Here is a 12200-nt window from a genome sequence, read left to right as displayed (position 1 = left end):
ATGTCATCTGCGGCTTTTCCTGCCGCCGTTTCGCGGGCATGCTGGGGGCATGGCGGAAAGCAACGGCAAAAGGCCTGTTTTGCGGGCGCTGGCAGGGGGGTTGGCAGGGGGGCTGGCAGGCCTGTTCCTGCATGGGCCGGCCGTGGCGCTGCCCAGCCATTGCGCGGCCCTGCCCGAAAGCGCCGAGGTGATGGTGCAGCCGCCCGACAGGCTGGTTCCGGCCGAACTCACATCGCGGGGCATGATATGCCCGCGCGGCTTCACGATGGAAAAGGCCGATGGCAAGGACCGCTGCCGCCAGCCGGTTGCCGCCGTGCGGGAAAGCCGCCAGCCGCGCGCGGCCTGCCATGCAGCGCTGGCCCTTGGCCCGGTGGAGGCCGAAGGGCCGGTTCCCCGCCCGGCCATGCGCTGCCAGACGGCACCGCGCATGACAGCCACGCTTGCGCTGCGCGGCCCGAATGCCGGCTGGGAGGACTTGACCCTGACCGCCTCGCCGGGTGCATCCGTCATTCTGGAGCCGGTGGGCGATGCAGAGGAGGGCGGGGCGCATTCGCGGGACTGTTTCCCGCATGATTGCCGGCTGGTGCGGATTACCACCCGCACAGGCACGCCGCCCCGGTTCGACCTTCTGCTGGCAACGCCCGGCAAGGGCGCATCCACACCAGTTCGCATCACGACAGAAGCGATGTGCCCGTCACACTGATGCCTGTGCCTTCAAGGCCGTGGCTGAAGGCTCTAGCCCGATTTCCTGATTCCGCTGCGGTCCCTTAGCGTGGCAGATAGGGCAGCGGGTCGAGCGCCCGGCGGCCCTGACGCAGCTGGAACAGAAGCTGCGGTTCGCGCGCCTCGCCGCTTGAGCCGGCGCGGCCGATGGGCTGGCCGCGCTGCACCCTGTCCCCCCTGTCGGCGAGGGCGTCCTCAAGATGGCCATAGGCGGTGACGAAGCCGTTTTCGTGGCGCAGCAGCAGCAGCAGGCCGAAGCCGGCGATGGCATCGCCGACATAGATGACCTCGCCATCGGCTGCTGCGCGCACCGGGCTGCCGCGCACCGCCTTGATATTGACCCCGTCGTTCACCCGGCCTCCGGGCTTTGGCCCGAAGCGGGACAGGATGACCCGCCCGTCCACCGGCCATGCAAGGCGTGGCGCCGCTGTCATGGTGGCCTGCACGGGCGGTCGCGGGGTTGGCGCTGCTGCCTGCCCGGCAGCCGCCCGGGGCTGCGGGTCACGGGCTTCGGCCGAGCCGGTGATGAGATCATCGACATCGATCCGGAAGGCGGCGGCCTGTTCTTCGGGCGTCAGGGGGCGGGCGGGTCTTGCGGCTGTGTCGCGGCGCGTGCTGCGGGCCTGAGTATCACGGGCCTGAGTATCACGGGTCTGAGAAGCACGGGTCTGGGTATTGCGGTTTTGCGCTCCGCTGGCCTGCTGGCTGGCGCTGCTTCCCGTCGGGATGAAAAGCGCCTGCCCGGTCAGCAGGATGGAATCGCGTTCGATCCGGTTGGCGGCTGCGATCCGGCTCCAGGAAACGCCATAGGCGATGGCGATGGCGATGCCCGTTTCGCCGCGCTTCACGATGTGGCGGCGACCGCCTGGCACCACGGCGCCATCGGCCTTCGCCGGCACGGCCCGCCAGCGCTGACGTGACTGTTGTTGCCTCTGCTGGTCCACATAGACATGTGAGCCACCCGAACCCGGGCGCGCCGAGGGCGGTTTGGGGGCGGCACAGGATGCAAGCAGCAAGGGCAGCAGGCATGCAAATGCCGTAAATGCGGGGGTGGCAATATTGGGGATTTCAGGAAAGCGGCGCACAAAGGCCCTCTAGCCGAGCATTCCGTCATGTCCAACGGCCTGCGCGCCAGCCTGTCCCGTTTACGCGTTAACCATGTCGGAAAATTTGACAGTCAGCCCGGTGGTTTTTCCTGTGCCATTTTTTCAAAATTCAATGAAATCAATACAATGTGATTTTCAGGGATGGTTGGCATGCAATCTGCATGCTGTATTTGCGCTGGCGGGGGCAAGCTGCCGGCACGAGACAGGTTCGTCACCTTCACACGGATCGTCACGGAAGGGGCAGCGGCGCGGGGGCGCCGCTGCCCCTTTACCAGGCCAGTTTCCCGACACTCCGTGAAGCCTCAGGGTTAACCATACGCCTGTCCGGCCTGTCGGGGAATCTTACAGGTCGCGGAGTCACCACTTTGCACGAATACTGCAATCACCTGAAATATATTCGAAAAAATTAGTTTCAGTGGATGGCACGATAGTTGCTCTTCAATTCCTGAAACCTTTTTCAGTGCAGGAGTGTCCCATGCGTATCAGCCTTGTCCTTGCCGCAGCCGCGATTTCCCTTTCCGCTCCGGCAACGGCCGCGATCGTGTTTTCCGACGGGTTCGATGCAGAAAATGGCGGCAATTCCGCGCTGAACTACAGCGGGTTTGCCAACTGGACCGTTCAGAACGGCACGGTCGATATCATCCGCTCGGGTGATTATGGCATCGTCTGCCGGGGTGGCGCCGGTTCCTGTGTCGATCTCGACGGTTCCACCAGCAATGGCGGGGAACTTGTCCTCAACTCCGCCATCGGCTTTGCCAGCGGCGAAGTGGTTGCAGGTGAACTCTGGCTCAGTGGCAACCAGCGCAATGGCGCCTCTGAAAGCATCCAGGTCGGCGTTTTGTTCGGTTCGCCGGTCGCCCAGTCCGGTTTCGTCTGGGAAGGACCGTTCGGCACGATTTCCATCCCCGATGGCAGCTATTCCGGGCATTATCTTGGCCCGAGCATCAACGCCGGTTCCGTCTTCCAGCGTTTCGGTTTCCAGTTCACGGCTGGCGAGGCCGGCAGCCTGACCCTCAGCATCGCCACCTCCAGCAACGACAATATCGGCGCGATCCTCGATGATGTGTCGGTTTCGGTGACGCCGTCGGTTGCGCCGGGCGTTCCCGAGCCTGCCACCTGGGCGATGCTGATCCTGGGCTTCGGCCTTGTCGGTCATGCTGCCCGCCGCCGTCGGGCCATGACGGCCTGAAGCCGGCCTATGCCATCAAAAGAAGGCCCGGTGCGCAATCACCGGGCCTTTTTCATGCCTGTCGCTCCGCTGTCCGCCCGAAGGCGGCGGCTTCAGCCCTCCAGGGCGCTGCGCAACGTTGCCAGCGTCTGCCGGTGCGTCAGGTCGAGGTGCAGCGGCGTGACAGAGACATGCCGGTCGCGGATGGCTTCGAGATCGGTGCGGTGGGCGGGGGTTTCCACCTCCCGGCCATAGCCGAACCAGTAATAGGGGAAGCCGCGCGGGTCGATGCGCTCCTCGATGCGGATATGGCCGTAATCGCGGAAGCCCTGTTCCGTCACGCGCACGCCTTCGGGCACGTCCACCGGCGGGAAATTGATGTTGATGAGCACACCGTCGCCCCAGTCGGCGGCGGCCACCTTGCGAATGATGTCGGGCGCGGTCAGTTCCGCGGCGGCGAAGCTTTCCTTGCCATGGGTGTAATCGGCCAGCGACTGGCTGAGCGCGATGGAGCGGATACCCGCAAGCGTGCCTTCCATCGCGGCCGAGACGGTGCCGGAATAGGTGAGATCCTCGGCAAGGTTCGGCCCGCGGTTGACGCCCGACAGGATGAGGTCGGGCTTCTTCCCTTCCATGATGTGGCCCAGCGCCATCATCACGCTGTCGGTCGGCGTGCCGGCAACGGCGAAGCGCCGCTCGCCCAGTTCGCGCACGCGGATGGGCCGTGTCAGCGTCAGGGAATGGCCGGCGCCCGATTGTTCCTCGGACGGGGCAACGATCCAGAGATCGTCCGAAATCTGCCGGGCGATCCGTTCGAGCGCGGCGAAACCGGGCGCGTTGATCCCGTCGTCGTTGGTGAGAAGAATGCGCATCAGGCCTCCGGAGAGAGTGTTTCAAGGCCGCCCATATAGGGGCGGAGAAGCGGCGGAACGGTGACGCTGCCATCGGGCTGCTGCCAGTTTTCAAGCACGGCAACGAGTGTGCGGCCGACAGCCAGACCGGAGCCGTTCAGGGTGTGGACGTAGCGGGTGCCCTTTTCGCCCTTCACGCGGAAGCGCGCGTCCATCCGCCGGGCCTGGAAATCGCCGCAGTCGGAAATGGAGGAAATTTCTCGGAAGGTGCCGGCGCCGGGAAGCCAGACTTCGAGGTCATAGGTCTTGCGGGCGGAAAAACCCATGTCGCCGGTGCACAGAAGCATGCGCCGGTAGGGCAGTTCGAGCGATTCGAGGATGGCTTCCGCTGCCTGCACCATACGCGCATGCTCGGCTTCGGCCGCTTCCGGCGCGCAGATGGTGACAAGTTCCACCTTCTCGAACTGGTGCTGGCGGATCAGCCCGCGCGTGTCCCGCCCGGCCGCACCCGCCTCGGAGCGGAAGCAGGACGTCAGCGCCGTCATCCGGAGGGGCAGGTCGTCGAGATCGAGGATCTGTTCGCGGACAAGATTGGTCAGGCTGACCTCGGCCGTCGGGATCAGCCAGCGCCCGTCCGTCGTGCGGAAGAGATCCTCGGCGAATTTCGGCAGCTGCCCGGTGCCGAACACGGCCTCGTCACGCACCAGCAGCGGAACCCAGCTTTCCGTATAGCCGGCAGCCACCTGCCGATCGAGCATATACTGCCCAAGCGCCCTGTGCAGCCGCGCGAGCCCGCCCTGGAACAGGGCGAAGCGGGCGCCGGAAAGCCGCGCGCTCGCATCCGGGTTCCAGCCAAGGCGCTGGGCGATGGCGTCATGTTCCTCGCCGCGCGGCTCGGGGCTTCCCCAGCGCTTCACCTCCACATTGCCGCTTTCGTCCGCACCCGCTGGCACATCCTCCGCCGGCTGGTTGGGCAGGGCGGCCAGCATGGCGGCAAGCGCCTCCTGCCGCGTACGCTCCTCGGCCTCGCCATCGGCGATCGCGCCCTTCAGCGCCGCCACTTCCTCCATCAGCGCGCTGGCGCGGGCCTCGTCCTTCGCGGCCTTGGCGGCGCCGATCGCCTTCGACGCCTCATTCCGGCGGGCAAGGTCCGCCTGAAGCCGTGTCTGCAAGGCGCGCAGGGCGGCATCGGCTTCGATGATGGCGGCGGATGCGGCCCCGGCGCCGCGGCGGGCGAGCGCTTCGTCAAAGCCCTGGGGATCGGAACGGATAGCCTTCAGGTCATGCATGCCCGGCCTATGGCCCCGGCCTGCCGCCGGGGCAAGTGCGTCATCGCCGGCCACGCGGCCGCTTTTGCTTGCGTGCGGCACCGGAAGGCGGCAATTTCGCCATCATGATACAAGGTTACACCCATGGCTGATCCAGCCGCCGCCTCTGCCGCCACCAGCCGCATCGAGCGCATCGGCAAGGCGATCCCCGATCCCATCGTGCTGTTCATGCTGCTGTGGGTCATCGTGTTCGTCGCCTCCATCATGCTGGGCGGTTACAGCTTCGACATCCGCGCCCCCGACGGCGGCAGCGCCACCCAGACGATCCGGCCGATGCACAGCACCGAAAATGTGCGCTGGATCTTCGACAACGCGATCCTGGCCAACTGGCTGGCCTTTGGCGGCGGGGTGATCGGCATCATCATCTTCATCGTGATGGCGGTTGGCGTGGCCGAGCATCTCGGGCTTCTGGGCGCGCTCATCAAGCGTGCGGGCGCTGCCATACCGGAACGCTGGCTGGCGCTTGCCGTCGTGTTCCTCGGCATCATGAGCTCGCTTGCATCCGATGCCGGCTATCTCATCCTCGTGCCGCTCGCCGGGCTTCTCTACGCCAGCCTCGGCAAGCATCCTCTGATCGGCATGGCGGCGGCCTTCGCCGGGGTTTCGGCCGGCTTTTCGGCGAACCTCATTCCCGGCACCACCAGCGACGTGGTGGTGGGCGTGAACGCCCGCGCCTTCGCCGAGGCCGCCGGCATGGCCTTCGAAAGCGCCGATGGCCGCCCGCTCAACCCGGCCACCATGATCTACTGGTTCACGGCGGCGTCCACCTTCGTCCTTGCCCCCGTGGGGGCGTGGGTCACCACCCGCTTCGTTGCCCGCAAGCTGGAGCGGGTACCCTACCAGATTCCCGCCGACATCGATGTCGGCGAATTCCGCCTGACATCCGCCGAGGCCCGCGGCCTCAGGTTCAGCCTCGTGGGGCTTCTTCTCAGCCTGGTGCTGATCGCGCTGCTGGCGACCGGCCCGCTCGCTGCCTACACCGACCCGGAAAGCGGCAAGCGCATCGTTCCCTATCTCGAACGGCTGGTGCTGCTGATCGGCATGCTGTTCATCCTGTGCGGGGCGGCCTTCGGTATCGGCGCCGGCAAGGTCCGGTCCGTCATGGACGTGATGCAGGGCATGGTGAAGCAGATGAACACCATGGGCTATGTCGTGGTGCTCAGCTTCTTCGCTTACAATGCGCTGTCGATGTTCTCCTATACGGGGCTGGGCACGCTTCTCACCCATCTGGGGGCTAGCGGGCTGATCTGGCTGGGGCTGCAGGATGCGCCGATGCTGCTTCTCGTCGCCTTCATCCTGCTGACGGCGCTGACCAACCTGATGATCGGAGGGCTGAGCTCCAAGTGGCTGCTTCTTGGCCCGATGTTCGTGCCCATGCTCTACACGGTGAACCCGGCGATGACGCCCGATGTCGTGGCGGCAGCCTATCGCGTGGGTGACAGCCCGACCAATGTGATCACCCCGATGATGACCTATGCCGGCGTCATCCTGGTCTTCATGCGGCGCTATGTGCCGGGCTTCACACTGGGCGAGATGTTCATCCTTATGGCGCCCTATGCCTTCGTCATGCTCGGCGTGTGGACAGCCTTCCTGCTCGCCTGGGTGTCGCTGGGGATCCCGCTGGGTTTCTGACCCCGGCGGGGCTTCGCGCCTGTGTCAGCGCCGGTCGAGTTTCCGGCCGGCGCCGACCACCGCATACAAAAGCGGCACGGCGGCGAACCAGATGATCGCCTTGGCGGCAAGCTGCCCCCCGATCACCGGCAGCAACGGAAAGACGCCGTAGAAGGCGATGGTGACGAAGATGAGCGTATCGACCGTCTGCGCCACCAGCGCCGCCACCGTCGCGCGCACCCACAGCAGGTGCCCGCCCGGCTGGCCGCGCATCCAGGTGAAGATGGTGACATCGAGCGTCTGCGAAACGCCATAGGCCACCATGCCGGCAAGGATCAGCCGCATGGAAGAGCCGAGCACCGCCTCGGCCGTGGCCTGCCCCTGCCAGCCTTCCGCCGGCGGCAGCGCCAGCACCAGCTGCATCAGCGCAATGGCGACAAGCAGCGGCACGAACCCCATCAGCACCATGCGCTGCGCCACCGGCCTGCCATGCAGCTCGGCCGTGGCATTGACCGTGACGATCGCGAGCAGGAAGCCGAAGACCCCGCCCGGCACCGCCAGCGGCCCGATGCCGAAGATCGGCCCCAGCTTGATGAGCTTGTAGCCGAGCACGCCCGCCACCACGAGCAGCCCGCCGTAAAGCACGGCATAGGTCTGCAGCGAGCGGGGGATGGACGGTGCCGGGCTGGCGGGGCTGTCTGTCATTCTGTCTCCATCTGCGGGAGGGGCTTCAACCAAGGCTTGTCCGCATCCTGTCGCCCAGCCAGAGGAAGCGGGCGACGAGCCCGCCGCCTGACACGAGGCTGGCGATGATGACGGCCCAGAGGATTCCATCAAGGCCATGCCCGCGCGCGATGCCCAGCCACCAGGACAGGGGAATCATCAGCAGCAGATAGGACACGACATGCATGCCGGTCGGCCACCAGATGTCGCCCCGCGCGCGCAGGGCGTTGGAGGCCACCACCTGCGCGCCATCGGCCATGAAGAAGATGGCGGCGAGCAGCAGCGCGCCCGAGGCCATGGCGACGAGGTCGGGGTCAGCGGAATAGGCGCGGGCGACGAGCGCCGGATCAAGCGCCATCAGGATGGAGAGGAGAAAGAGGACCGCAAGCGCCAGCTTCATCCCCATGGCAAAGGCCCGGCGCACGGCGCGCACGTCGCGCGCGCCCACCGCGCGCGAGACGAAGATGGCCGTGGCCGTGGCAATGCCCATCGGCACCATGAAGACGACCCCGGCGACATTGAGCACCACGGCCCAGGCGGCCACCACCATCACGCCGAGCTGGGCGGCGACGAAGTTCATGCCTGAAAAGGCCCCGGCCTCGATGGCGTAGGAAATGCCGGAGGCATAGCCGATGCGGCGCTGCTCGCGCGCTTCGGGGGGGGCGGGCGGGGTCTTTCGGAACACACCCACCGCATGCGCCACCGGCCAGCGCCAGATCCACCAGCCGAGCATCAGCATCAGAGACAGCCGCGCGAAGAAGGTGACCCAGCCGGCCGCCACCGCGCCGGAAACGGGAAAGGGCGAATTGCCCGGCACCAGCCACAGGGCAAGCAGCAGGTTCAGCCCGTTGGCCAGCCACATGGCCACCATCGGCACCTTGGGCCGCCCCTGTGCTTCCAGCCAGAACCACATCGCATCGGCCACCAGATAGGGAGTGAGGCTGAGCGAGAAGATGATGAGGGCAGCCGAGGCCCCACGCGCGAGATCGGGCTCCAGCCCCATGACGCCAAGGGCGACCGGGCCGAGAAGGGTCAGAAGCAGCGTCGCGCCAATGCCCAGCAGAATCGCATAGACGACACCGCGCCTGAGCACCGCGCCGGTCAGCTCGGGCCGGCCAGCGCCGATGTGCCGTGCCGTCAGCACCTGCACGCCCATCAGCAGGCCTATGCCCGCCACCAGCACGGTGGAGGTGGGCGCCCAGCCCAGTGCATGATAGCCAAGCTCGACCGCCGAATACTGGCCGACGACGATTGCATCCGTCAGGCCCATGGCCATGATGCCGAGGCGCGAGGCCACATTGGGGCCGGCAAGGCGCAGAAGCGCGCCGTAAGTGCCTTCCATATTGTTGTCCGTGCCGCTTTCCGTGCCGCTTTCCGGGCTGTCATCCGGGCGGCGTGCGCGCGCGTTGCTGTCCGGCTGGTCTGCGGCTGTCATCGCGGCGCCTTAGCCGGCCCGGACCCGTTGCGCAAAGCGGCCTTCGCGCCTAGCAGGGGCGGCATAGTTTCACCCTGTCTTTTCGAAGGACCATCATGTCGCGCGCGAACGTCTCCGCCGAGCAGCTCAAGCTCTTCATCGAACGAATCGAAACCCTCGAGGAAGAAAAGCGCGGCATCGCCGACGATATCAAGGGAGTCTATGCCGAGGCCAAGTCCAACGGTTATGACGTGAAGACGATGCGGACCATCGTGCGCCTGCGCAAGATGGACGAGAATGCCCGGGCCGAGATGCAGGCGCTTCTCGAAACCTACAAGTCGGCGCTCGGGCTCGAGGGCTGAGGCGAGCCGGCTCCGGGGGCCTGAGGGGGCCTCCGGCACCATCTGGAGGAGGGAGGAACATATGAAGATTCTCGGAGGACATCTCAGCCCGTTCGTGATGCGCGCGGCGCTTGTCGCGCGGCTGAAGGGCGTGGACATTCCGGTCGAGATGCCGGCTGACGGGATCAAGACCCAGGCCTATCTCGCCATGAACCCCATGGGGAAGATGCCGACGCTGGTGGATGGCGACTTCGCATTGCCCGAATCGGCCGTCATTGCCGAATATCTGGATGAAGTGCTGGATGGCCCGCGCCTGCTGCCCGAAGAGCCGAAGGCCCGCGCGCGAGACAGGCTGCTGGCACGCGTCGCCGATCTCTACATCGTGCCCAACCTGGTTCCGATCTTCCGCGCGCGGGAAAACCCCGGCGCCGTTCCCGCCGCCATCGAGGGCATGCGCGAGGCGCTCGGCCATATCGAGGCGCTGCGCCCGGCCGGTGCGCAATGGCTGGCCGCCGATCGCCCCGGCCTGTCCGATGCGGCGGTGATGCCGCTTCTCTTCTTCCTCGACAGCTTCGACAGCGCCTTCGGCACGGGCAAGCTGGTGGCCGAGCGCCCCGGCCTTGCAGCCTGGTGGGCGAAGGCCAAGGCCAGCCCCGAGGGCGAACGCATGATGCGCGAGATGGCCGCCGGGCTTGCCGCCTTCATGACGACGAAGAGCTGAGCCGGGGGTCTGAACGGGGGGCTGAGCCGGCCTAAAGTGGCGCTTCCATGGCGATGAATCTTATCGCCAATGAGGGGCTGAAAGCGCGCGGCTGTTGGGATAGGGTCTGCACATGAAGGCACAATTCACGCTGAACGGTGAGGGCCATGCGGCCGATGTCTCCGATGAAACCCTGCTGAGCGACTATCTTCGCGATACGCTCGGCCTGACCGGAACCCACATCGGCTGCGACACCAGCCAGTGCGGCGCCTGCAACGTGCTGGTGGACGGGGCGCCGGTGAAATCCTGCACCCTGCTCGTCGTCACGCTGGATGGCGCCAGCATCACCACCATCGAGGGGCTGGGCCAGCCGGATGCGCTGCATCCCATGCAGGCCGCCTTCCGGCGCGCCCATGCGCTGCAATGCGGTTTCTGCACCCCCGGCATGGTGATGGCCGGAATCGGCATCGCCCGCCGCCACGGGCCCGAGGTGGACGACGAGACGATCCGCCACGAGCTGGAAGGCAATCTCTGCCGCTGCACCGGCTACCAGAACATCGTGGCGGCCATTCGCGAAGGCGCACGGGAGATGGAACGGTGACACCTTTCGATCTGAAACGGCCGCAGACCCTGTCCGAGGCGCAATCGGCCTTCGCCGGCGATGCGGCCTATCTGGCCGGCGGCCACACGCTGATCCCGGCAATGAAGGCGCGGTTGCGCAGCGTCGAGACGCTGGTCGACCTGTCGCGCATCCCCGGCCTCGATTCGATCACGCGCGAGGGCGACAGGCTCACGGTCGGCGCCATGGCGCGCCATGCTGCCGTGGCTGCAAGCCCGGTCGTGCGTCAGGCCATTCCGGCGCTTGCGGCCCTGGCAGGCGGAATCGGTGACCCGCAGGTGCGCAACCGGGGCACCATCGGCGGCAGCCTCGCCAACAATGACCCGGCCGCCGATTATCCGGCCGCCGCCCTTGCGCTCGATGCGGTGATCGAAACCAGCCATGGCAGCCATGCGGCGGAGGAATATTTCCAGGGCATGTTCGCGACCGCCCTTGCCGATGGCGAAATCATCGCCCGCGTCGCCTTCCGCGTGCCCGACGCCGCCGCCTATGCCAAGCATCCGCACCCGGCCAGCCGCTATGCGCTTGCCGGCGTGTTCGTGGCCCGTTTCGGCGATGACGTACGCGTGGCCGTGACGGGGGCAACCATGGGGGTCATCCGCTGGCCCGAGGCCGAGGCGGCAATCGCTGCTGGCCGGTCGCTGGCGGGGCTGAGCCTCGAATCCGACGAATTGTCGAGCGATATCCATGCGTCGGCTGAATTTCGCGGACATCTGGCGGGCGTGATGCTGCGCCGGGCGGCCGAGGCCATGGCATGATCATCACGACGACACCCAGCCTGGAGGGCAAGCCCGTGAAAACCTATCTCGGCATCGTCGCCGGGGAGACGATCGTGGGCGCCAACCTGTTCCGTGATCTTTTCGCATCCATCCGCGACATCGTGGGCGGGCGGTCCGGGGCCTATGAAGAAGTGCTGGGAGAGGCCCGGCAGACCGCGATCCGCGAAATGGCCGACAGAGCGGCCGAACTGGGCGCAAATGCCGTCATCGGGGTGGACATCGGCTATGAAGTCGTCGGGCAATCCGGCTCGATGCTGATGGTGACGGCAACGGGAACCGCAGTACAGGTCTGAGCCGCCAGGGCCTGAGGGGCCCGGGTCTGGGCGGGCCGGTTCAGGGCTGGCGCGCAAGCAGCCAGCCAAGCCCCAGAACCAGCAGCCACAGGAAGATCGACAGGAAGGCCATCAGCCATACCGGCATGCTGTTGGCGCCGCCGCCCAGCCAGCGCCGGCGGGAAACAAGGGCGTTCCAGCTTGCCAGCAGGATGATCGCCAGCTTCCATGCCATCACCGGGCTTGCCGTGAGCATGGCTGTATCCTTCAGCAGCATCAGCCCGCCTGTCAGCACCAGCAGCAGGAAGCCGGACGCGGCGATCGGCTGCACGGCCTGCGCCAGCGCCACCAGGGGCAGCTGGCGAAAGGCCCCCAGCAGCCTGAGATCGAGCAGCCAGACCGGACCCAGCAGCATCACCAGCCCGACGAGGTGAAGCACGCCAGAAAGCGGTTCGACCCAAGGCGTCGATTCTGTGAAACGGGCGAGCGCGCTTGCCTCCGCCATGGCCAGCAGCCCAGTCTCCCCGGCTGCCGTCATGGCCGCCCGCCCCCTGCTTTCTGCATG

Annotated in this window: 14 protein-coding genes; 8 read left to right on the top strand and 6 right to left on the bottom strand. The window is 66.6% G+C overall.

What is annotated here, in order from left to right; all coding sequences use genetic code 11:
* Positions 1 to 49: 49 nt before the first annotated feature.
* Complete coding sequence (locus ACUJ46_RS08665; RefSeq protein WP_445390068.1) at positions 50 to 703, top strand: hypothetical protein; 654 nt, start codon at positions 50 to 52, stop codon at positions 701 to 703.
* Positions 704 to 767: 64 nt separating this feature from the next.
* Here ACUJ46_RS08665 and ACUJ46_RS08660 read toward each other — a convergent pair whose 3' ends face one another.
* Complete coding sequence (locus tag ACUJ46_RS08660) at positions 768 to 1622, bottom strand: peptidoglycan DD-metalloendopeptidase family protein (RefSeq protein ID WP_445390067.1); 855 nt, start codon at positions 1620 to 1622, stop codon at positions 768 to 770.
* 682 nt (positions 1623 to 2304) lie between these two features.
* Here ACUJ46_RS08660 and ACUJ46_RS08655 point away from each other — a divergent pair.
* Positions 2305 to 3018, top strand: coding sequence for a PEPxxWA-CTERM sorting domain-containing protein (locus tag ACUJ46_RS08655; protein ID WP_445390066.1), 714 nt, complete (start codon positions 2305 to 2307; stop codon positions 3016 to 3018).
* 92 nt (positions 3019 to 3110) lie between these two features.
* Here the strand turns inward: ACUJ46_RS08655 and surE are convergent, their stop codons facing one another.
* Entirely contained in the window at positions 3111 to 3869 is a 759-nt protein-coding gene (gene surE / locus ACUJ46_RS08650) for a 5'/3'-nucleotidase SurE (protein WP_445390065.1), read from the bottom strand.
* Complete coding sequence (gene serS / locus ACUJ46_RS08645; protein WP_445390064.1) at positions 3869 to 5137, bottom strand: serine--tRNA ligase; 1269 nt, start codon at positions 5135 to 5137, stop codon at positions 3869 to 3871. Before serS ends, surE begins: the two co-directional genes overlap by 1 nt.
* Before the next feature lie 123 nt (positions 5138 to 5260).
* Between serS and ACUJ46_RS08640 the strand changes: the two genes are divergently transcribed.
* Positions 5261 to 6808, top strand: a complete 1548-nt coding sequence (locus ACUJ46_RS08640; protein WP_445390063.1) for an AbgT family transporter — start codon at positions 5261 to 5263, stop codon at positions 6806 to 6808.
* A 24-nt stretch (positions 6809 to 6832) separates the two neighbouring features.
* On the opposite strand, the gene ACUJ46_RS08635 is transcribed toward ACUJ46_RS08640, so the two are convergent.
* Both ACUJ46_RS08635 and ACUJ46_RS08630 read right to left on the bottom strand, forming a co-directional pair.
* Positions 6833 to 7492 (bottom strand): queuosine precursor transporter, encoded by a 660-nt coding sequence (locus tag ACUJ46_RS08635; protein WP_445390062.1) that lies wholly within the window; start codon positions 7490 to 7492, stop codon positions 6833 to 6835.
* A 25-nt stretch (positions 7493 to 7517) separates the two neighbouring features.
* Entirely contained in the window at positions 7518 to 8945 is a 1428-nt protein-coding gene (locus ACUJ46_RS08630) for an MATE family efflux transporter (RefSeq protein ID WP_445390061.1), read from the bottom strand.
* Positions 8946 to 9040: 95 nt separating this feature from the next.
* On the opposite strand from ACUJ46_RS08630, the gene ACUJ46_RS08625 reads away from it, so the two are divergent.
* The 5 genes from ACUJ46_RS08625 to ACUJ46_RS08605 all read left to right on the top strand — a co-directional run bounded on the left by ACUJ46_RS08625 (position 9041) and on the right by ACUJ46_RS08605 (position 11656).
* A complete protein-coding gene (locus ACUJ46_RS08625; RefSeq protein WP_445390060.1) occupies positions 9041 to 9286 on the top strand; it encodes a DUF2312 domain-containing protein in 246 nt (81 codons plus the stop codon).
* A gap of 61 nt (positions 9287 to 9347) precedes the next feature.
* Entirely contained in the window at positions 9348 to 9986 is a 639-nt protein-coding gene (locus ACUJ46_RS08620; RefSeq protein WP_445390059.1) for a glutathione S-transferase family protein, read from the top strand.
* Positions 9987 to 10098: 112 nt separating this feature from the next.
* Entirely contained in the window at positions 10099 to 10566 is a 468-nt protein-coding gene (locus ACUJ46_RS08615; RefSeq protein WP_445390058.1) for a (2Fe-2S)-binding protein, read from the top strand.
* Positions 10563 to 11342: an FAD binding domain-containing protein gene (locus tag ACUJ46_RS08610; protein ID WP_445390057.1), complete on the top strand. Its 780-nt coding sequence runs from the start codon at positions 10563 to 10565 to the stop codon at positions 11340 to 11342. Before ACUJ46_RS08615 ends, ACUJ46_RS08610 begins: the two co-directional genes overlap by 4 nt.
* Positions 11339 to 11656: a heavy metal-binding domain-containing protein gene (locus ACUJ46_RS08605; protein ID WP_445390056.1), complete on the top strand. Its 318-nt coding sequence runs from the start codon at positions 11339 to 11341 to the stop codon at positions 11654 to 11656. Before ACUJ46_RS08610 ends, ACUJ46_RS08605 begins: the two co-directional genes overlap by 4 nt.
* Before the next feature lie 40 nt (positions 11657 to 11696).
* Here ACUJ46_RS08605 and ACUJ46_RS08600 read toward each other — a convergent pair whose 3' ends face one another.
* Positions 11697 to 12173 carry a hypothetical protein gene (locus tag ACUJ46_RS08600; protein ID WP_445390055.1) on the bottom strand — a complete coding sequence of 159 codons (477 nt, stop codon included), beginning with the start codon at positions 12171 to 12173 and terminating at the stop codon, positions 11697 to 11699.
* Positions 12174 to 12200: the final 27 nt, after the last annotated feature.

This window comes from Sandaracinobacteroides sp. A072 (genome assembly GCF_052616365.1).
Note: the sequence above shows the minus strand (reverse complement) of the source record. Positions and strands in the feature narration are given on the sequence as shown.

Coding starts and splice junctions, on each gene's coding strand:
- ACUJ46_RS08665 (WP_445390068.1), top strand. CDS start 50: ATGGCGGAAAGCAACGGCAAAAGGCCTGTTTTGCGGGCGCTGGCAGGG.
- ACUJ46_RS08655 (WP_445390066.1), top strand. CDS start 2,305: ATGCGTATCAGCCTTGTCCTTGCCGCAGCCGCGATTTCCCTTTCCGCT.
- surE (WP_445390065.1), bottom strand. CDS start 3,869: ATGCGCATTCTTCTCACCAACGACGACGGGATCAACGCGCCCGGTTTC.
- serS (WP_445390064.1), bottom strand. CDS start 5,137: ATGCATGACCTGAAGGCTATCCGTTCCGATCCCCAGGGCTTTGACGAA.
- ACUJ46_RS08640 (WP_445390063.1), top strand. CDS start 5,261: ATGGCTGATCCAGCCGCCGCCTCTGCCGCCACCAGCCGCATCGAGCGC.
- ACUJ46_RS08635 (WP_445390062.1), bottom strand. CDS start 7,492: ATGACAGACAGCCCCGCCAGCCCGGCACCGTCCATCCCCCGCTCGCTG.
- ACUJ46_RS08630 (WP_445390061.1), bottom strand. CDS start 8,945: ATGACAGCCGCAGACCAGCCGGACAGCAACGCGCGCGCACGCCGCCCG.
- ACUJ46_RS08625 (WP_445390060.1), top strand. CDS start 9,041: ATGTCGCGCGCGAACGTCTCCGCCGAGCAGCTCAAGCTCTTCATCGAA.
- ACUJ46_RS08620 (WP_445390059.1), top strand. CDS start 9,348: ATGAAGATTCTCGGAGGACATCTCAGCCCGTTCGTGATGCGCGCGGCG.
- ACUJ46_RS08615 (WP_445390058.1), top strand. CDS start 10,099: ATGAAGGCACAATTCACGCTGAACGGTGAGGGCCATGCGGCCGATGTC.
- ACUJ46_RS08605 (WP_445390056.1), top strand. CDS start 11,339: ATGATCATCACGACGACACCCAGCCTGGAGGGCAAGCCCGTGAAAACC.
- ACUJ46_RS08600 (WP_445390055.1), bottom strand. CDS start 12,173: ATGACGGCAGCCGGGGAGACTGGGCTGCTGGCCATGGCGGAGGCAAGC.